The sequence below is a fragment of the Proteus sp. fly-1013 genome, assembly GCF_040140245.1.
GTDB classification, from domain to species: Bacteria; Pseudomonadota; Gammaproteobacteria; order Enterobacterales; family Enterobacteriaceae; genus Proteus; species Proteus mirabilis_B.
Map to the genome: position 1 here is coordinate 294,730 of NZ_JBEEWD010000003.1, position 20,824 is coordinate 315,553.

At 37.3% G+C, this 20,824-nt stretch carries 19 protein-coding genes; 7 read left to right on the forward strand and 12 right to left on the reverse strand.

Features of this window, described 5'->3' with window-relative positions:
• Positions 1-195 precede the first annotated feature (195 nt).
• The 6 genes from ABN236_RS07975 to ABN236_RS08000 form a co-directional block, all read right to left on the reverse strand.
• A complete protein-coding gene (locus ABN236_RS07975) occupies positions 196-687 on the reverse strand; it encodes a tellurium resistance protein TerW (RefSeq protein WP_088494617.1) in 492 nt (163 codons plus the stop codon).
• 283 nt (positions 688-970) lie between these two features.
• Complete coding sequence (locus ABN236_RS07980) at positions 971-1,915, reverse strand: HpcH/HpaI aldolase/citrate lyase family protein (RefSeq protein WP_109394135.1); 945 nt, start codon at positions 1,913-1,915, stop codon at positions 971-973.
• Entirely contained in the window at positions 1,915-2,991 is a 1,077-nt protein-coding gene (locus ABN236_RS07985; protein WP_088494619.1) for a cysteine protease StiP family protein, read from the reverse strand. The genes ABN236_RS07980 and ABN236_RS07985 overlap by 1 nt, the downstream gene beginning before the upstream one ends.
• A gap of 2 nt (positions 2,992-2,993) precedes the next feature.
• Entirely contained in the window at positions 2,994-3,764 is a 771-nt protein-coding gene (locus tag ABN236_RS07990; RefSeq protein WP_349473735.1) for an HAD family hydrolase, read from the reverse strand.
• Positions 3,757-4,905, reverse strand: coding sequence for a phosphoribosyltransferase domain-containing protein (locus ABN236_RS07995; RefSeq protein ID WP_502929621.1), 1,149 nt, complete (start codon positions 4,903-4,905; stop codon positions 3,757-3,759). The genes ABN236_RS07990 and ABN236_RS07995 overlap by 8 nt, the downstream gene beginning before the upstream one ends.
• Positions 4,906-4,907: 2 nt before the next feature.
• The gene (locus ABN236_RS08000) at positions 4,908-5,975 is read right to left on the reverse strand and encodes an ATP-grasp domain-containing protein (protein ID WP_349473736.1); all 1,068 of its coding nucleotides are present in this window, start codon (positions 5,973-5,975) and stop codon (positions 4,908-4,910) included.
• Between the two features lie 324 nt (positions 5,976-6,299).
• On the opposite strand from ABN236_RS08000, the gene ABN236_RS08005 reads away from it, so the two are divergent.
• The 6 genes from ABN236_RS08005 to ABN236_RS08030 all read left to right on the forward strand — a co-directional run bounded on the left by ABN236_RS08005 (position 6,300) and on the right by ABN236_RS08030 (position 10,903).
• Positions 6,300-6,884 (forward strand): TerD family protein, encoded by a 585-nt coding sequence (locus ABN236_RS08005; protein WP_072064329.1) that lies wholly within the window; start codon positions 6,300-6,302, stop codon positions 6,882-6,884.
• Positions 6,885-8,063, forward strand: coding sequence for a TerD family protein (locus tag ABN236_RS08010; RefSeq protein WP_349473737.1), 1,179 nt, complete (start codon positions 6,885-6,887; stop codon positions 8,061-8,063). It begins immediately after the preceding gene.
• A 25-nt stretch (positions 8,064-8,088) separates the two neighbouring features.
• On the forward strand, positions 8,089-8,544 hold the full coding sequence (locus ABN236_RS08015; RefSeq protein WP_023582792.1) for a tellurite resistance TerB family protein: 456 nt from the start codon (positions 8,089-8,091) through the stop codon (positions 8,542-8,544).
• A gap of 31 nt (positions 8,545-8,575) precedes the next feature.
• A complete protein-coding gene (locus ABN236_RS08020; protein WP_194951190.1) occupies positions 8,576-9,616 on the forward strand; it encodes a TerC/Alx family metal homeostasis membrane protein in 1,041 nt (346 codons plus the stop codon).
• A 53-nt stretch (positions 9,617-9,669) separates the two neighbouring features.
• Positions 9,670-10,248, forward strand: coding sequence for a TerD family protein (locus tag ABN236_RS08025; RefSeq protein WP_088494626.1), 579 nt, complete (start codon positions 9,670-9,672; stop codon positions 10,246-10,248).
• Positions 10,249-10,327: 79 nt separating this feature from the next.
• Complete coding sequence (locus ABN236_RS08030) at positions 10,328-10,903, forward strand: TerD family protein (protein ID WP_023582790.1); 576 nt, start codon at positions 10,328-10,330, stop codon at positions 10,901-10,903.
• Between the two features lie 65 nt (positions 10,904-10,968).
• Here ABN236_RS08030 and ABN236_RS08035 read toward each other — a convergent pair whose 3' ends face one another.
• The 6 genes from ABN236_RS08035 to ABN236_RS08060 all read right to left on the reverse strand — a co-directional run bounded on the left by ABN236_RS08035 (position 10,969) and on the right by ABN236_RS08060 (position 17,726).
• The gene (locus ABN236_RS08035; RefSeq protein WP_349473738.1) at positions 10,969-11,649 is read right to left on the reverse strand and encodes an HAD family hydrolase; all 681 of its coding nucleotides are present in this window, start codon (positions 11,647-11,649) and stop codon (positions 10,969-10,971) included.
• Between the two features lie 216 nt (positions 11,650-11,865).
• Positions 11,866-13,050, reverse strand: coding sequence for a fimbrial protein (locus tag ABN236_RS08040; protein WP_349473740.1), 1,185 nt, complete (start codon positions 13,048-13,050; stop codon positions 11,866-11,868).
• A gap of 3 nt (positions 13,051-13,053) precedes the next feature.
• Positions 13,054-15,714: a fimbria/pilus outer membrane usher protein gene (locus ABN236_RS08045; protein WP_349473741.1), complete on the reverse strand. Its 2,661-nt coding sequence runs from the start codon at positions 15,712-15,714 to the stop codon at positions 13,054-13,056.
• A gap of 38 nt (positions 15,715-15,752) precedes the next feature.
• Entirely contained in the window at positions 15,753-16,469 is a 717-nt protein-coding gene (locus ABN236_RS08050; protein WP_349473742.1) for a fimbrial biogenesis chaperone, read from the reverse strand.
• A 66-nt stretch (positions 16,470-16,535) separates the two neighbouring features.
• On the reverse strand, positions 16,536-17,102 hold the full coding sequence (locus ABN236_RS08055; RefSeq protein WP_088494631.1) for a fimbrial protein: 567 nt from the start codon (positions 17,100-17,102) through the stop codon (positions 16,536-16,538).
• Between the two features lie 324 nt (positions 17,103-17,426).
• Positions 17,427-17,726, reverse strand: a complete 300-nt coding sequence (locus tag ABN236_RS08060) for a helix-turn-helix domain-containing protein (protein WP_311755305.1) — start codon at positions 17,724-17,726, stop codon at positions 17,427-17,429.
• A gap of 1,131 nt (positions 17,727-18,857) precedes the next feature.
• Here ABN236_RS08060 and ABN236_RS08065 point away from each other — a divergent pair.
• Positions 18,858-20,387 (forward strand): methyl-accepting chemotaxis protein, encoded by a 1,530-nt coding sequence (locus ABN236_RS08065; protein ID WP_349473743.1) that lies wholly within the window; start codon positions 18,858-18,860, stop codon positions 20,385-20,387.
• Positions 20,388-20,824 lie beyond the last annotated feature (437 nt).

The window sequence follows — 20,824 nt, forward strand, 5'->3', positions numbered from 1 at the left end:
CATGAAAAATTAATTAATTCAATCTGTTAGCATATTAATAATTTCTATTTTTAACGTAACTTAAAATAGAAGAAGAGTAAGGGTAAATATATAAATCAAACTTATTAAATAAGTTTTTATATATTTTTTCATTTTTATTGTTTTATAAAAAATAACTTGATACCGAAGTATCAAGTCACTTTTTATTATCTATTTTTAATTCTTTTTTTCTTTTTCTTTCTCGGCTATTTCTTCGAGTGTTGATTGAATTAAATTTTCAATATAGTGATCAACTAATAATTCAACAGCTTCACTACGTGTAGAATTATTTAAATAAGATAATCTATCAATCTTACGTAATGCTGACATTTTTAATGAAAGTGAAACCGATTTTTTCTTATCTTTATCAAGATAAACTCGGCTTGTCATTCCATTATGACGAAGATCTTCACTGGCAGATAATGCCTCACGCATACGGCGTAATGCTTTACTATCGAGTTGACCTCGTTCAGTCATTTGATATGCGCGAGAGGCTTTACTGTATTTTATTTCAGCGCCATAAGAATCTCTTATCTCTTTTAAAACGCGAGTTAACGTAGGCTCTGAGCATTCAAGAGCAGAAATAATCTTAATGGTTGGAACCTTTTTTCCAGAGCTTAAAAGGGTTGCCAGTGTAAAGACTCTGACCTGACGAGTGCTTAATTGCATGCTTAGTTACCACTTATTCTGTCATTTGTGTGTCAAAATATTCAGCAATAATTTCTATTATTCTTGTTCTGTATTGACAAGGATAAATAAAATAAGCTTCCTATTAAATGTAGTATAAATTAATAATTGAAATAAAAAAAATACACTTTTTTAAATAAAAAATTCGCGTTATTCTTATAAGTTCTAGTTAAAGATAACATGCTTTAACTAGAAACTTATAAATCGAAATCAATATAAGATAATTATTTTATCTCATAGAGATTACAGCTCGTTATAGAGTATTTTATGTTGCGTTAAAACGTTGAGCATTATTTTGTTGGTTAGGAATAATGCCATAAATTTTAGCTCTGGTTAAAATACTCAATGCCCAGCGACGATGTGTTGCTGGTTCACACATTGCACCTTGTGATTTAAAGACAGCTTGTGTTGAATTTAAAATACGCAACGCATCTGAATGATCGGATTGAGATACCATGAGCGCTTGTTCAATCTTATGAATTTGCTTTGGATGGATTGCCGTTTTACCAACAAGACCATTGGCAATATCAAGTGCCAGCTCTTTATCCATAATATGATGATCATCAATATGCTCACAAACAGGCGCAGTAAGGGCGAATTGGCGAGCACCAAAGACAGCAACCAACATTTTTATTACGTAACCCATTGGGCCATCATAAAGTGTTAATTGACGATTGCGTCTAAGAGAAATGACATTCATTAAGTCATTACCACCAATACGTAATGCAATAATTCTGTTATGGCAAGGGTGAGTTAACAGATGGTTTGCAAGCTCTGTCATTTGAATAACATCAAACACTTCTTCTGTTTCAAGTGTTGGCATCATACATAAATGCGTATTTTCAATAATATTCCACCAAACTGGCAGAGAAGCTTGCGTGAACTTAGGTAAAACAAGACCATCGATGGCACTGACATCAAGGTTTTCAGTGATCCATTGACCCATTTCAGTGTGGCGAGGGCGAATAAACAGCAGTGGCCAATGGCTACAATCACTGTTTTTTTTGTGTTCTGCTAAGGTATTTAATAACGCTGCCAAATTTTCTAATGCAACAGGAATATCGGCATCACTCACGGCATCTTCTAAACAGATAATTAAAGAGCGTAATCCTTCAATTTTCTGGTTGATGATCGTTGTTGCGATATCTGTTCGCGTTGCAGGCATATAAAGCGTTGCCCCTAAATTCCACGGGGATAATCGTTCAATCATTATTTCACCTTTTTAATGATAGTCACTGCACGATATTGACCAAGCGCTTGCCCTGCTTCAATAACAGCAATATTTTTTTCCTGCGCAAGATAAACCAATAATGCAACATCAGGATCGGCTATTTCTCTTACAAGAACATGGTCAGGTACACGACGTAAAACAGCGCGTGTGGCTTCAGCAATACCGGGTTTTATACGATTGATATTTGAAATATCATATTTGTTTGCAAGTGAACTAACGACGTTTTCGCTCAGCTTTTTTAAGTCTGATTGTTGTTCTTTAAATGTGGCTAGTGGGATCTCATTATTGATTAATGTATCAACGACTTTCCCAACAGTATCAACAAGATAACGACTGCATTCATACTGTTTTAAATGTTGGCAATCCACAAAACCGTGAAAGCCTTTTTCAGTCCAAATTGAACGTGAAATTAAACCTGAAACAGGGGCACCCATGATCCCAAAGGGGATAAGCCAATCTTCATCGCTGGCACTTAGCCATGCACAGCCACAAGGATCAGCAAGGACGACAAGACGAGGTTGAGCTGGATAGCCTTTTCGTCCTGATAACGAACGAATAAGCTCACCTGTAATAGCGCCTTTTCCTGTCCATCCATCAACAAAAACAATACCCTCTGTACCGTGGCGTTGTTCTATCCATGAAAGTGCTTCGCTATCAATGCCCCTATCTCGAATAATACTAATACCGTAGTGATAAGAGGTTTTTCCCATTTTACGCAATGTTTGTTGCAACATGACGCCTAAAGGAACACCTGCACGAACAAGGCTTGTTAGGATTATTGGGGTATCACCAAAGCGTTCAATCAGTGATTTAGCCAACATTATGACTTCAGTTGCTAAGCGTGTAGCGCCTGTTTCTAGTGCTTTTTCAAAGAGATCTAAATGCCATGTTGTTGGCTCTGGCTCTTGACTTAGCATGTCAGAATAGTGGCGTTTACCCGACTGTATCAGCTCTTCTTTTAATTCAACGGGCGTCATTTCGATATTCACCGGTTGAAGTAGGAAATCGACATCTCCTGATACATAAGAGCCAGAAAACGGCTTATGATCCATCATGTTTATTCTCCAAAAATTTTTGTGTTAATCGCATCTGCAAATTGGCTTTGACGAGGAAGCCCATACCAACTGCATAATTTCATAAAGCGATGATCACTAAGGCTGTCGCCAAGTCCAATTACAGGGAAAACACCTCGCTCAGCTTTTAATTTATTGAGCAAATAGGTGACAGCTTTACCTTTTTCGATAGGCTCGGGTAACCAAGCAATATTGTTGCTGTTGCGATGAATATAAAAACCGTCGGTTGAAAATGTTTTTTCTATTTCATCACCTATGGCATATAGCTCGTCTAAGCGAGTGCTATCGTTATGCTTCATGACTAAATAAATAGGCAAATCATCGTATTCATAGTTAATACGTGCCCAACCATCAATGTTTCGTTGCACCATTAATTGCGTAATTGATTGTTGTAGCGTCAACAAACGTTGTGTATAGGTCGCTAAGCTTTGAGTGATATGGCTTTGCCATTGCGCATCTGCTGTGCCTTCAGGCGTTAATATCACTGCACCGTGTGTGGTGATCGCCCAAGAATGAAACGCAATGGTGACTCGGCTAATTTCTTCTGTTCCGCGCGCAGTAACTGGAATTAAATCTGCGTGCTCTAACATCCAATCGACAAGCATGGCTTGCTCTTGAGTCATAAAGCTACGAGGTTCTAAGCTTCTATCGAGCGCACCCGTTTTATAGGGTTCTAGCGCTAATTCATCGACCATCTTACGACGTGTTTGAAATAAGGTGTCGTCGAGATCAGTTAAAATAACGGGCTTAGTCATAACTAATTACCTCAACAATAGGGGCTACTTTATTGAGGGCTTCAATCAGTTGGTGATCAATACTTTCGGCTGGTGTTTCACAACAAAGCAAAATGCGATCAAATTGTTGATGAGCTACGTTATAGACGAAGTTAGGAATACCTAAACCATAATTATCAGTAAATGTAATCGCTGATTGAATGGCAAAATTAGTTGAAATAGGTGAACGGGTTGTTGAGCTATATTTTACAATAACACCTTGTTTTTCAAGGCGTTCAGCTAATAAGAACGGTTCCCAGACAAATTCTCCCGATCCTAAGACAAGGATCTTTTCACCCAAAGAAGCATTGATGGATAAACCGAGATCGCTTGCCGGCGTTGTCATCCCTAATCGACCCCAGCTCTGTTTACCGGTGATCGCTACTTGCCCTGATGCAGTAATATTAACATTAGGCATAACAGGTAAAGGCGCGTTTGGATCGGCATCCCATTGCCATTTACCTTGAACTAAAGAGATGGTCTTAATCGGTAATGGAGAGCGCTCAGAGATAGAATCACCACTCCAATCGGTTAAGGTTACAGCGATAACCTGCTCAATGTGGGTTAATCCACCTTCTTCACGCAGTGCTGAAAGTAGGTTAATAAAAGTATTGCCCGTAGTGGCTTCATCATCAATTAATACAACAGTTTTTGCTTGTTGTACCCACTGGCGTTGTTCTGCTGTTTTAGGCAAATAGAGTAAGTGATCAGTCGCATGGCTGTGATTTTCTTTAAACTCACACAACAATTCACCTTGATCAACAGGATGACGTGTTGATGTTAAATAAACAGCTTGTTGATAGCGATTTCTCACTTCATCAAAAACGCCAGCACCTAAACCGACTGCGGTTTCTGCCATACCAATAAACAGAACCGGGCCTTCAAGTGAGTCAGGAAATTGACAGGCAAGTTTTTGATAGGTTTCACGCATTTTTTTCGGTGAAACAGGGATATGACGCCCCAATACTTTACTGACAAATAAAAATGCACGCTTAGGATTGCGTCTTTCTGCAATATCAAATAATTCATCAAGTAACTCAATAGGGCAATTTGGCGTCACACTTAATGTGCCACAAGAAAGAGGGCGACGATAAACGGATGAGTCACTCATACTATTTTTCATTATTAATTATTATCCGTACTGATTAAGTTTGTTAACGTTGAATTGAAAACAATAGAATCGGTGATTGAGCGTATTTTTGTTGGTGTAAAATGGTTATTTTGGGCTTGAGCCTCTTCAATACTCATTAATCCTAATTGGCGTAAAGCAAAAATACCTGCAAGGTTAATTCCACAATGTTGGGTATAACCAATACCACCAGAAGGGCGCATATTAATTTCAAGTAAGAGCGGGTTGCCTTGATGATTATTTCGGGTCTGCACATTCACAAGCCCGTCGGCTTTCATCGCCGTTGCACACGCTTTACCTAATTCATAAGCCTCGCCTGAAATTTCCAAATGTTGTATTGCACCCTCTTTGCGTCGAGCAACAGCGGCAATAATATTACCTTGCTCAACCACCATATCCACAGAGTATTCTGGACCCGGTAAATAAGGCATTAAAACTAAAGGTTCAAAATGTTCTACTGCCTTTAATGCATCAAGATATTGTTGAGGATTGACTTGGCGATTTTCTGGGTGATTAAACAGTGCCATCGGCGAAACTTGATTATCAAAACGCCAAAAACCCATGCCATAAATCCCTTTTACGGGTTTGATGCATAAAGGAGTTTCACCAAAAGGAGGCTCTTTTATATGCGCTTCTAATTCATCGATCGATTCAATATAAATAGAAGGTACCGCAGGAAGTCCACATTGTTCCATCGCTTGTGCAAAGGCGACTTTATTATCAGCTAACTGAAGCTGCTCAAGTTGTGTGGCTCCGGTTGTTAATTTTACCCCTAACGACTCAATTTCTTGGCGGTGTAATTCAAACCATGCGCTATTGCGCCCCGTGTGAATGACGCTGACTTGATGCTGTTTTACAACATCAGCAATAAATTTTAAGCGTAATGTCTCTTCAAGAGGTTCATAAAAAGCCCCATCAGCAAGCGATAAAATCTCATTTCGAGTATGACGATGAGATGCAAGCACAAAGATCTCTTGGTGCTGCTGTTTTGCAAAGTCTTTAACACTTTGAATTATATCGCGTTGTGATGATAAACCTTCCATAAACCAAATTGTGTTATTCATTACTCTGTATACCGTGAAATAAAAGTGTAGGGTTCAATGCCTATAATCATGAAGATTTCGAAGAACTGTGTCAATCATAATATGATTTATTTGAGTTAATTTTAAAAATGGGTGATTGATTGCGTTATTATTATGATTTTCTTGTGTTTTTAACATTTTATTACAATAAAAATATCATTAATATCAATACGTTGACAAAACTTTAAGTTTGAATAAGAAAAATAGTCTTGCTCATGTACTTCATCATGATATGATGATTTTCATGATATGGAATTAATCACAAATGGCGTTATTGTTTCACTCTACCTCTGAAGGAATTTAATTATGGTTTCATTAAGCAAGAATCAAACAGTTTCTCTCAGTAAACAAGCACCTACACTGAGCCATTTAATGTTTGGTTTGGGCTGGGATCCGATTAAGAAAAAAGGATTATTAGGCGGTCTTTTTGGTGGTGGTGGTTCTATTGATTTAGATGCAAGTTGCGTATTGCTTGATGCAAGTGGCAATCAAATCGATACCATTTGGTTTAGAAAATTAAAATCAAGTTGTCAGTCAGTTATTCACTCTGGTGATAACTTAACAGGTGACGGTGATGGCGATGATGAAACAATTTTCGTTGATTTAGACCGTTTACCAACAAATGTTGAATACTTGGTATTCACAGTAAACAGTTTCCGTGGGCAAACATTCAATGAAGTTGAAAACGCATTCTGCCGTGTTGTTGATAAAACAACTAACAAAGAGCTAGTGCGTTATACCTTAACAGAGCAAGGCTCTCATACAGGTATCGTGATTGCTTCTTTACAACGTAATCATGGTCAATGGGATTTCACTGCGTTTGGTGCGCCTTGTAAAGGTCGTGTTATTAACGACATGATGCCTGATATTGTGGCTACGGTGGTGCGATAAATGAATATGACTCCAGGTGGGAACTTACCGGTTCCTAATCAAACATTAATCGTTAGAATTCAATCAGGTGCGCCTGTTGATGTTTCTGCTTTTAGACTTTATGCGTCAGGTAAAGTGAATGGCGACACCGATATGGTGTTTTATGGGCAGACAGTCAATGATGATCGCACCGTTATTTATGCGACAGCTGGAAACAGCACATCTTTTACTGTGGATTTAGCCCGTTTGCGTCCTGATGTTGAAAAAATTGCGTTTACTGCGACCTGTGATGGTCAACAAACTATCGCAAATTTACAACGATTATCGATTCAAGTTGATGCTAATAACGAAGTGGTGGCGAACGGTAATGTTGATATTAATGGCCGTCCTGAAGCGGCATTAATTTTAGGTGAATTGTATCGTCGTAATGGTAGTTGGAAGTTCCGCTTTATTGCCCAAGGGTTTAACGGGGGGTTAAAACCACTCGCTGAACATTTTGGTGTTGATATTGCAGATCCTGCTCCAACGCAAGCACCAGCACCAGCACCGAAACCGGCACCCGCTCCAACGCCAGCGCCAAGTTCGGTGAACTTAAGTAAAGTCTCTTTAACTAAAGAGAAACCAGCAATCAGCCTTACGAAGAAAGATGACTTCGGTAAAATTAGAATCAACCTTGATTGGCATCGTGAAAGCAAAAGCGGGAGCTCTGGGTTATTAGGTGGATTGTTCGGCGGCAATAAAGGTATCGACCTAGATATCGGTGCATTCGTTGAACTTCAACAAGGGCATAAGTCTGTTATTCAAGCATTAGGAAACGGGTTTGGCGATTTTAACCGTATTCCTTATGTTGAATTGCAAGGTGATGACCGCACAGGAGATGTTGCTGGTGGTGAATGGATCTTTGTGAATGGGCGTGAATGGAAAAATATTAAGCAAGTGCTGATTTTCGCGTTTATTTATGAAGGTGTGCCGAATTGGAGCAAGACTGATGGTGTGGTCACTATTCATGTTCCTGATCAACCACCTATCGAAACACGCTTAACTGATGGTAATAATGGTCGAGGCATGTGTGCGATTGCCCGACTAGTTAATGAGAACGGATCAATAAAAGTTGAACGTCTCAATGAGTTTTTTAAAGGCCACCGTGATATGGATAATGCCTACGGGTGGGGATTTCGCTGGACAGCGGGCTCTAAGTGATCAAATTGATATAAGGAAAAATAACATGAGTTTTTTTAACAAATTAAAAGAAGGTTTTAATACAGGCCGTTCTGAGTTAGCCAAGCAAGTTGGTCGCTTTAAAAATAAAAAATTTATGCAAGGTACCGTTGCGGTTTGTGCGCGTATCGCCATTGCCAGTGACGGTGTAAGTTCTGAAGAAAAACAGAAGATGCTTGGTTTTTTAAAAGCATCGGATGAACTTAAAGTATTTGATACTACTGAAGTTATCGAATTCTTTAATAAGCTAATCCTGAGTTTCGAGTTCGATACTGAAGTCGGTAAAGGCGAAACCATGAAGTATATTCTGGCAATGAAAGATCAGCCAGAAGCTGCGCAATTAGCTATTCGTGTCGGTATTGCTGTTGCGAAAAGTGATGGTGATTTTGACAATGATGAAAAAGAAGCGGTGCGTGCTATTGCCATTGCATTAGGCTTTGAGCCCGCAGAATTTGGTTTGTAATTAATTTATAGGGAACCGTTCAGGAATTATTATGGTATCCACACATATTGGTTTTCCGACAGAAACTGTCATTGTCTTTGTTGTACTTGCGATTGGCGCTATTTTTATCGACTTATTTATGCATCGTGCAGATAAGCCGATAACGTTAAAGAATGCCATATTTTGGTCTATATTCTGGGTTGCTATTGCAATGGCATTCGCAGGATTCCTTTATATTCACCATGGTGCAGAAGTTGCGAGCTTATTCGTAACAGGTTATGCATTAGAGAAAGTGCTTTCCGTTGATAACTTGTTTGTCATGATGGCGATTTTCTCTTGGTTTGCTGTACCTGACCGCTTCCGTCACCGCGTTCTTTATTGGGGTATCATCGGTGCTATCGTTTTCCGTGGGATCTTTGTTGCCATCGGTACAGGACTGTTAAGTTTAGGACCATATGTTGAGGTAGTATTTGCCTTAATCGTTGCTTGGACGGCAGTTATGATGCTGAAAAGCGGTGATGACAGTGAAGAAATTGAAGATTATTCACAACATCTTGCTTATCGCTTAGTTAAACGATTTTTCCCTATATGGCCAAAAATCACAGGACACGCTTTTGTATTAACACAAAAAGAAGTTGATGCTGAATTAGCAAAACCAGAAAACAAAGAAATTACTATCGGTCGTGGTACAAAAGCCGCGTTATATGCAACACCACTTATGCTGTGTGTCGCTGTTGTAGAGCTTTCTGATGTGATGTTTGCTTTCGACTCGGTTCCCGCTATTATCGCAGTAAGCCGTGAACCCCTCATTGTTTATAGTGCAATGATGTTTGCAATCTTAGGCTTACGTACGCTTTACTTCGTGTTAGAAGCGTTAAAACAGTATCTGGTTTACCTTGAAAAAGCGGTTATTGTGTTGTTGTTCTTTATTGCTGCAAAACTGGGTTTAAATGCAACAGATCATATCTGGCAACATGGATACAGCATCTCCGCGACAACTAGCCTATTTGTTGTGCTAGGTGTTCTTGCTCTGGGTATTATTGCAAGCTTTGTATTCCCAGAGAAAAAAGATGATGAAGGTAAGACAAATTAATAAATATTCTTGAGAAATCAGAATATTAAAAACAAAACTAAAGAGGTTATAAAATGAGCGTTTCTCTTTCTAAAGGTGGTAATGTCTCTCTGAGCAAAGCAGCCCCAACGATGAAAAACGTCCTTGTCGGACTTGGTTGGGATGCCCGTTCTACAGATGGTCAAGATTTTGACTTAGATGCGTCTGTATTTCTGTTAGCTGCAAATGGAAAAGTGCGTAGCGATGCCGATTTCATTTTTTATAATAACTTAAGATCTGCTGATGGCTCAGTTGTTCACACTGGTGACAACCGTACTGGTGAAGGCGATGGTGATGATGAAGCACTGAAAATCAAATTAGACATGATCCCGAATGATGTCGATAAGGTTATCTTCGTTGTGACTATCCATGATGCGCAAGCTCGTCGCCAAAGCTTTGGCCAAGTATCAGGTGCATTTATTCGTTTAGTTAATGATGACAACCAAATTGAAGTTGCTCGTTATGACTTAACTGAAGATGCATCAACAGAAACAGCAATGTTATTTGGTGAGCTATACCGCCATAACACGGAGTGGAAATTCCGCGCTGTTGGTCAAGGTTATGCGGGTGGTTTAGGTTCAGTTTGTGCTCAATACGGTATTAATGCCTCTTGATAGTCGATTTGTAAGACACTAACCGCTGGCAGTCATAAGATGTGATTGCCAGTTTATTCAATAAAGTAGGAGCTTTGATATGGCAGTTTCCCTCGTTAAAGGTGGTAATGTTTCTCTGACTAAAGAAGCACCAACAATGTCGGTTGCTATGGTTGGTCTAGGATGGGATGCCCGCGTGACTGATGGCGCAGAGTTCGATTTAGATGCGTCAGTGTTCATGGTAGGTGAAGATGGAAAAGTACTTTCAGACGCAAGTTTTATCTTCTTTAATAACAAAGTGAGTCAATGTGGAAGCGTTGAGCACCAAGGAGATAACCGTACTGGGGAAGGCGATGGTGATGATGAGCAAGTAAAAATCACTCTATCAAAAGTCCCTGCTGAAGTGAAAAAACTGGTATTCGCAGTCACCATTTATGATGCAGAAAACCGTAAACAAAACTTTGGTATGGTCAGCAACAGTTTTATGCGCGTTTATAACAACGACAATAATACTGAAATTGCACGCTTTGATCTTTCTGAAGATGCATCAACAGAAACTGCAATGATCTTTGGTGAGTTATATCGCCACGGCGCAGAGTGGAAATTCAAAGCAGTTGGTCAAGGTTTTGCGGGTGGTTTAGGTGCGTTAGCAGCACAACACGGCGTAAATATCTAAGACTCTATTTAGCCCTCGCTTTTGCGGGGGCTATTTGTTTGTATCGATAAGCAAATAGTAAGCGATTAAGACTCTTTTTTTACGGTTACTTTAATCGGTGAATTTTTAGATTTACGACGACCAGTATGAAAGTGACGCCAATGAGGATCTTGCGCTGCAAACAGCAATTCATGATCACCACGAGAATCTCCCCACGCCCTTAAATGGTATTGTGTTAAGTCCCCATATACCGCTTCTAATCGTTTTATTTTTTCACCACAACGGCAGTTATTACCAATAATTTTGCCTGTCAGCTTTCCATCAATAACTTCAAGCGTTGTTCCTATTAGTTTAATGCCTAAGCGCTTGGCAAAAGGTTGCAACACCATCGCGGGTGATGCAGAACAAATTGTCACTTCAGCATTGCTATTCACTTCTTCTGCAACAGCGAATAAGCCAGTAGGGCGCATCAATTTAGCCCAGTAAAGCTTACAAAATTCTTCTGCTTTTTCTTTTAACCATTGTTCATCAATATTGGTTAGAAAGGTTTTGATAAGCACTTCTTTTAGTTCATCACGCGTGAGTTTGCGTCTAAAGCAACGCAATGTTGGTAATACCATTTTAATTAAACGGCGTGAGAATTTACGTTTGCCAAAGGCAAATTTTAAAAAAGGAATAAAACTATCGTGATAGGTTAACGTGCCATCAAAATCAAACACTGATAACGTTTTTACGGTGTTTTTCGCGTTTTCAAATTGGGGTTGCATACAGGGTAAGGCTCCGTAAATCATCAGAGTTTGAGAAATATATTTTACTTATTATATCATTGTTCTAAAAATGAGATAGAGGCGGGCTTATTTGTTGATAAATAATGATTTTTATTATTAATAATGAAAATTAGAATGATGAACCATAAAATCACACCTCTTAGTGATTTAGACTAAGAGGTGTGATTTTATGCTGTTGGCAAACAGAATAAGGGATTAATAGTATTCAATCATAAAGGTTGCAGCCCCATTGGCTAAACCTGCGGATATTCTGTCGTCGACACGAATATAACGCGCCCGTAATGGAATTGTGACAGTACCTGCTTTTTCAGTGACTGGCTGTGAAAAGGTTTTTAGCGTATTAAAGCTAACGAAATCCTCGCCGGTATCACCGAATGCAAGTTGTATTCCTACACCACTTGCCGCACCAGGGATATTATCAATCGCAAAAGTGCCGGGATATGCGGAAATAATTGGATTTGCTGGTTTTATTCTTACTTTTATCTCATTAGGGCTTTTATCTGGGAAAGTTTGCTTATTTTCTGTTGAGATAATATTCCCTCTATATCCTGAGTAATATCCTCTAAATGCAGGACAAGAATATAAGTTAATGTCTGAGTTGATCCATTTTGTCGTACTTCCTTTTGTTGGCAATTCTCCTATTTTATGTGAACCAAGATTAACGTTATAGTCCTGTGTTCGACAAGATGATGATGTGACACTTATTGAACCCATCAATTGGTATCGTGTGTGTACAAAAGGGAAATCATTAGCAATAACAGCTACGCCTTTATCGCGATAATCAATAATCATCTCAATATTAGTAAAATTATTTAAATTAATAATACCAGGAGAAATTGGACCTATTTTAATTAAAGAAAAATTTAATTGAGGTTTACTCCAATATTTCATTCCAGATGCACCGTTGAGTGTTCCATCACTTATTTCACGGTTACCTTCCCAGTTAATAACGGGAGCACCCGGTGATAACGTATTATTTTTATCATTGTTTGCGTAAAAATTAATACCGATGCCAGGAATATTAGTTTGATAAGTATTTGTCGGAATACCCGCTATACCTGTCACTTTTGTTCCATTGGCTGATAACATTTTTAGAGTAGTAGTTTCATAAACGAAATAAGTACCATGAGGATTAGCATTTCTATTTCGATTACATAGATGCCCATAAAGATAGGTATCTATGGTTAATACTGAGGTATAAATAATAGAACCTATCGGCTTATCAACCCCTACATGTATAGCACCACCAACATTGATATTAAAATTTCTAGGTAAAGATGAATCAATACGTGTACAAGTTATAGGTGGTGCTGCTATAACTTCCGTAACAGGTAAAAGTAGAAGCATTAAAGCTAATGAGTTTTTAATAATCGGCTTCATACTTTATTCTCCACATACACTAGTAAGTTGAACAAAACTACTTTGATTATTTTTATCTTGTGCTGGTGCATTATAGTTAATGGTACATTGCTGTATTTCACCTGGTCCCCACTTAATCGTTAAACGACCTGATGGATTTTTAACGCGGGCGTAAAGAAGTCCTCCCTGACCAATGCTACCCACTTCACTGTTCTGTTCATCGTAAGCGACACTACCAAATGGAATAGGTCCATTATTTCTTTGGATAGTAATCAACAATGGCATACCCTTGTCAGTTTCAAAGACAACTTTAGTAATTGCACCTTCAAATGGCGCGACAAAGGCTTGAGTATTTTGTAATTCAACGCTAGTGGTCATATTTTTAGGGTTAATGGTGATATCGTTTAATTGATACGGAGTTAAGTAAGGCACTAAAGCGTAGCCAAAGCTGTTCACTTCGATACCCGGATAACCACTCACCGCAGCACCTTCTGCGCCATCAGCATCAACAATAGTGAAGGTATTACCTTGATAAGGCGATGTAGCCAAACCACCTGACCAACCGACTAACGAACCACTCGCGCCAACTGACGCATTTTGGTAGTGCTCACCAATACCGTAGGTTGCACTTAAGCTGCTAAAGTTTGTTCTTGCATTACCACTCATTGTCATACTTGAGCCAACGCCGTGGTTTGTATTCATTGCGGTTACACCATAAGAGTAACGGTTATCCGCACCCGCAGAGCCAGAAATACCGAGTCTTTCACCCACATAACCTCGACCATCACGAGTCACAGCGGCGGTTAGAGTTGGCATATGGTCAATACTGAGATCATACAATGGTAAGGTAAAGTTCATCTCAAATGTGGTTTCTTTTTTACCCTCCGCATTACGGACTTGGCCTACGTTTAGACCATAAGACAACCTGCGCCAGTTGTTGTTATAACCCAATTGGTACTGTAAGTCGGTAGTATCATTATTCCAGTAGTTTTGGGTATAACCAGTGACATAAAAGTTACCCCATCCCTCAGCTAACCCCTGATCGATGGTAACGTTAAAACGACTCTTTGGACGCCAGATGTTACTAATACTTCTGCCATGTTTTTCTTCATTTATTGCCTGTACCGCAGAGGTATAGTCGTAGAAGTTTTCGGAGTTAAATTTATATGCTGCAATAGTCAAGTTACTGTTGGTATCTTGAATATATTTACTGTAACTCACCTGATAACTCTGTCCGCTATTAACAGCAGAAGCGGTCGTATTTAAATGCACTCGGGCTTGTGTGACGTCGGCAGAAAAAGCACCTAAAGGTGTACTTAATGCCAAACCAACTTGAACAGCGTAGTAATCTGCACCTGTACCCTGAACACCTGCATAGCCTGTAATAATATTGGTTAAACCACGGCGGTAGGTGGCTTGATATAGAGTAGGATCATAATCTACAGATTTGGAATTTAAATGACCTGCTGCAACAGTGTAGTTATGCTGCCCAGGGCGTAATAATTGCACTAGTGAAGCATAATAAACTTTGAAGTTTTGTTGTGAACCATCGGCTTCTTGAATGGTGACATCCAAGTTACCACCATAACCAGAAGGGTAGAGGTCATCAATTTCGAATGGGCCTGGTGAAACCACCGTTTCGTGAATAACACGTCCATCTTGGCGAATAATGACTCGCGCATTGGTTTTCGCAATACCACGAATAGTTGGTGCAAACCCACGTTGAGAATCCGGTAACATTTTCTCGTCACTAAAAAGCTGGATACCTCTTAGTGGTTGAGAGTCAAATAACTGACCTGTTGTTAACACATCCCCAATTTGTACTACCCCTCTAATTGTGGTGATAATACGCTCTAAATAGTTATAGGTTGATGTGTAATCATGGCCATTGTTTTCGTCCCATGAGTAGTTACCAGTATGATGAAAACTCCATGTTCCCAAATTTACATGGCTATCAATACCAGCAAATGCGGAATCATAGTTTGTACCGTTATTTCTAGATGTAAAATAGTTAGCATTATAGTTCACTAACAGGGCGTTGATCCCTCTATCCCATAGTGAAGGGCTAACATAACCTCTCGGTTTATAGCCAACAAGTGCTTGTGGGACTTCAACATTAAGGCGTTGTATTGAAGGATCATAGGTAACGGCTGTTGAAGGAACGAGATTAACTAATTCAATACATTCATGAAGCTCCATTGCACTTTTCAGCAATGGAGACTGTTTATCATCTTTGATATTGATAAGGCTCATCGTGTCTTTAGTGAGACAGGGTTCCACTTTTTGGTTAGCCATTTCTCTAAAAGTGATTTTTTGTTTAGCAATAAAATGATTATTAACGTAAACATCAACATCCCACGTACCAGGTAATATTGAGTTTTCCTTGTCAAAACGGCTGATATCAATATCACTTTGTGACGTATTCATAAAAATAGGGTTAAATGTGGTTGCGGTATTATTATTACCATTTGTGGTAGGCAAATTATTGCCATTAGCACTTGCTGGTAAACTTTGTGTCGCAACATGCGCGGGTAATGTATTTACACCCGATAATGCACGATTACCATTCGGCAGCCATTTATTCTTTTCTGTTACTGTTATATTTTCTGCATAGGTATAAGGCGCGACTAGAAAAAAAGTCACACCAGCAGATATTATAATAGTTTTTAAAATATAACTGCTCATTTAAATATTCCCGTATATTTTATGAAATCACTGGAGAATTAAAGTTTTGATTCAACTATTTTCATTGCGCCCCAATCGTTTACATATCGATAAACGACTTTATTTCCTGTATTTGCGGATACGCCATTTGGTATAGCAAAATCATGGCTACCTAATGGTGGGACTAATTCACCATCAATAGGCTGTTTATCATTTCCATTAAGAGAAATAGAAACTAAAGAAACATAATAAGGGGCATTATTTATCACTTTTAACGTGTTACCTGAAACTGAAAACTTTAAGCCTTCAGCAGCATTAATCGCTCCCATTTTATCTTTTAGTGCAACTGGACGATAAAATAGTTTTATTCTAGAGCGGTAAGCAATTTGTAATTTATTTTCTTCATCTGTTGCATTAGGTGGTATTTCTAATACGTTAAGCCAGTAAATGGTTTCTTTATCTTTTGGTAAAGCAACACCACCAGTATAACCAATTCTTAATGTCTGTGATTTAGTCGGTTCAATACGGAAAACGGGTGGTGTTAAAACAAATGGAACTTGTATAGTCTCAGGAGCTGCATCAACATCTCCTGTATCAAGCCAATTTTGAATTAATACAGGCACCGTTCCTTCATTAGAAACTTTAAGTGTTACTTCTTTTTCATTTTCATTATAAATAACACGAGTGCCACTAATAACAACGGCAGCATTCACCCATGTTGGAATAATAATTAATAAACTCAAAAAAAAGCTTTTAATTAATTTAGTGGTTTTCATATTTATCTTTATTCCATTAATAAAAAGCAAACAGGAAGGAGAATTTCTCCTCCCTGTTTATTTCGATTATTTATACTGAAGAGTATAAACAACGCTACTTGTTACTTTACCAGCCTCGGTTTTGCCGATAGCGTAGTATTCAACAGCGTATGGCAGAGTGGCTTTTTCATCAGTAATTTGAACGTAAGTAGTTGCATTTACTTGAGACGTATTACCAATTTTGATTGGTGCGAATGCATTGCTACCATCTAACAATTGTAATTGAACCAGTTTTGCACCAGTTGCAGCTACATCCATGTTTTTCAGACGACCAGCAGCTTGGTCAACAGTTGCACCAGTTTCGAAGAATGCAGATACTTTGCTATGGCCAGCAGCACCGACTTTACAGTCAGACAGGTTCATATTGAAACCAGTACGACCAGTTACTTGGCCTGCAGCTGTTAAAGTTGCAGTACTGACTGTTGGTAGAGTAATAGTTGCGTCTGGGCCTTGGCCTTCGATGTCAACTTTACAAGTTGTATCAGTTAATTCACCATTAAAAGTAATCGTACCAGTATTATCAGCAGCAAATGCATTACCAGCCATCAGACCAAATGCCATTGCTAAAGATGCACCAATGATAGATTTTTTCATTCTAAATTCCTTCGTTTTATATTAGATAACTACGTTTTAATAAATCGCTAAATATTAAAATTAATATTTAGAAACTTATTTATTGACTCACCATTAGTGTAAAAATAAATAAAAGCAGTCCGTGGCAAATAATAATGCTTAATAAGCGTTATTTATTTTCCTAATAATTAATATTCATTATTACAGAGTAATAGTTTGTCTGTTGTTAACACCCCTACTTTTATAAAGCTAATAGCTTATGAAAATAAAACATAATTAAATATTTTATTTTCATAGATAATTCTTTATAGTAATATTCACGTAATTTTGTTAAATGATTGTTTTTTAATTTAGCTGGCTAATAACATTAGTGCTAAATTCATAGCCCCTTTTTTTAGATTGTGCACTAGGTCCTTTTTCGTTATAGGCGCTTATTACTTCACGATTCAAATCATCCCATGATTTATCAAAAATAATAAGTAACTTATTTATTAGGCTAAGTGACATACTATTTTTACCGTTTTCATAACGGGATATTTGTTGTTGGCTGACAGAAATTATTTTTGCCAGCTCACGACCTGATAATTTCTTCTCTTTTCTAGCCTTCTTAAAAAAAAGGCCTACTTTTATGTCTAGATCGTTCATAAATTAATTCCAATAACATGAGGTCTAATATATAGAAGTTATCACATATTAAAATTAGTCATTTAAGTTTGAATAACTATATTACACATAAATTATTGCGTAAAAATGGTTTACCCTATGCGATTACATTTTGTAATAGGTCACACCTATCAAGAGAGTAATTATTGTAAGGTTATACTTAATTTTTAGTAAGTGATAGATATATCAATACGTTAAGTAATTTAATGAAATTACAAACTAATTGCGATACTCATTATATGAGTTTTTGTTGGTGAAAAATGTTGTTTGGTAAGTTATATGTTATTTTATGTTTCATTTTTCATCTTTATAAGATGGATTGTATGAAAGGGTTAGATACTGTAAGGAAATGTATTTTACGCGTATTATGGGTATTTATGAAAATTGTAGAACGTAAGAATTCTCTGAATAAAATCAAAAATTGGGGTATATGATGAAAATGAGTTATATATCTTTATAAAAAAATTGTGATCACAACTTTTTTATTTAAAAGAATGAAAAATAAAAATTGATCTAACATGGTAATTATTGTGGGGAATATTCATATAAAGAAGGATTTGTTGTTTGATGCTAAGTAGGTGGCTTTTTTTAAAAATATTAATTGCAATGATGTTTGGTTTGTTTTCTCGAATGTCTTATTTATCCTGCTATATGAGGATGCAAATAACTAATGTGTTTTTTTCTCTATTTTCTCACTTAAAGTGACGATAATTTTTCATTAACAATATCCTAAGTGTATATACTCTATTTTAGGTGTATTCAAAAATGGTTTATCTCAAATACATGAGCTAGATCGTAAAAATACTTAAGAGTTATTAATCTCTAATCGATAATAGACATTTCTTGTGAAATTAAAATTTTTTATCGATTTTTAGTTTTCATTAAAATTAGTCCCTAATAGCTAACCAATTAATAACACTGAAATATTATTTCATAACGGTATATGATCTAGATTAATACTTGAATCTAAGAATAAAAAACTAATTACCATCATTGATTGAGATCTGTATTAATCGTTTGTATCGATAATTCTGATTAATAAGTAAATAAAATCTATTTCGTGCCGATAAATGAATGCATTTGTATCATTTTATTATCGGGGAAGATTATTTCATGAGTATTGAAAGATCAGCTAAAGTAGGTTCCATCATACTGTTAACTATTTTCTTATTATCATCAGTATTGTCGTCATTTTTTATTTATAGAATGCAAGAAAACTTTGCATCATTGGATTCCTTGAATACCAGACTAAATAGTGTTCAAGAAGCAAGATATGAATTAGCGACCATTCGTTCTCACGTCAACTATCTAATGTTGTTGAAAACGATGACGGATGAGAACAAGCAAGAAACCATTAAATCACTTGTTGCTGAAGCGAAAGAGCTGGCAACAAAATCTAAAGCGACTATTACTCATTGGGTAGGTGTGAAGAAGATAAGCCCTGATGCTCAACGTAATTCAGAACAGCTCTCAGTGTTATTCTATTATCTTTTAGATGAACTTATTGCACCTATTGATACGCTAGATTACACAGAATCAAATCTCTCTAACGACTTTACTCGCCTATCTGAACTTTTCGATGAATATCTTATGATCACTAAAGGTGTGAATGATGACATTAAAGCACAGCAAGCTTGGATGGTGCAGTTGTCACTTTACACAACGATCATTGCTCTGGGGATCATTCTTGTTCTTCTTTATATCGTTATCCGTTGGGTAAATAAAACGTTTATCTTTAACTTGAATACGCTATCAGCCATTTTGCAAAAAGTAGGAGAGGGTGATTTAAGTTTCACTCTACCTAAAAAACGAAATGATGAGTTTGGAACCCTGTTCTCTAATGTGGGTGATATGCAAACCTCGCTAACATCGACTATTCAACTTGTTAAAGAAGAAGCGCTAGAGATCAAAAAAGGCTCAGCGGAAATTGCTTCTGGTAACCAAGATCTCTCTTCTCGTACCGAAGAGCAAGCAAGTGCGCTGCAACAGACAGCTGCGAGTATGGAAGAGATTAAAATTGCGGTAGTGAATAACACGGATAATGCGATTTTAGCTAACTCCATTACCGCAGAGACTCGTGATTTGGCGATTGATGGTTCTAATATCATGAATGATGCAATTAACTCGATGAAAAAAATCGAGGTAGGAACATTAAAGGTTGCTGAAATCAATGATGTGGTTAATAACATTGCAAGCCAAACTAATATTCTGGCATTAAACGCAGCGGTTGAAGCAGCACGTGCTGGTGAACAAGGTCGTGGATTTACTGTTGTTGCAACAGAAGTGAGAAATTTAGCAGCAAGAAGTGCGGATGCTGCGCGTGAAATTAATCAAATTATCAGAGAATCCGTTGCTGATGTGGCTCATGGTCGAGAATTAGTGAATAGAACGGGCGAGCATATGCAGGACATCGTTTCTTCTATTACTAAAGTTAGCGATATTATGCAGGGCATTAGTATCGCATCGGAAGAGCAAAAAGTGGGTATTGAACAGATTGCAGTCGCCATTAACCAAATGGATTCTGTTGTTCAGCAAAATGCGGCTTTAGTTGAACAGGGCGCAACTTCAACAATGATTTTAGATGAGAAAGCACAAAACTTAACGGATAAAGTTTCAGTCTTTCAAATTAAAGAACAATATTAATAAGTTGAATTAGCCAGTTAATATCGTATGTAGAACAAGCTCATTCTAAGTGTAAAACGAGAGTGAGCTTGTTTATTTATCTATCTATTATTTTCTATCTTTATTTATCAATAGAAAGTTCAACTTTAAGCTAATGTGTTAATGAAATTTCTCCAGTCACACTTTTTATAAATAGAGAGTGTTTTTGCAAAAAATAAATGGCGTAAATACTATTTTTTATTTTTAAAATCAATTTTTTTCTATTTTAATTATTTTTTTGTAAGTTTTTTATTCGTTTTTTTGAAAAATAATTACCTGTTAAACGTTTATTGATTGAAAGATAAGTTAATTTTAAAAATATCTGATTATTTATCTTGATAAGAATAATCTCAAATTTATCATTTTGTATTTTGTTGAAGATTAAAGTAAAAAATATATTTTTAGATTATAATTCATTG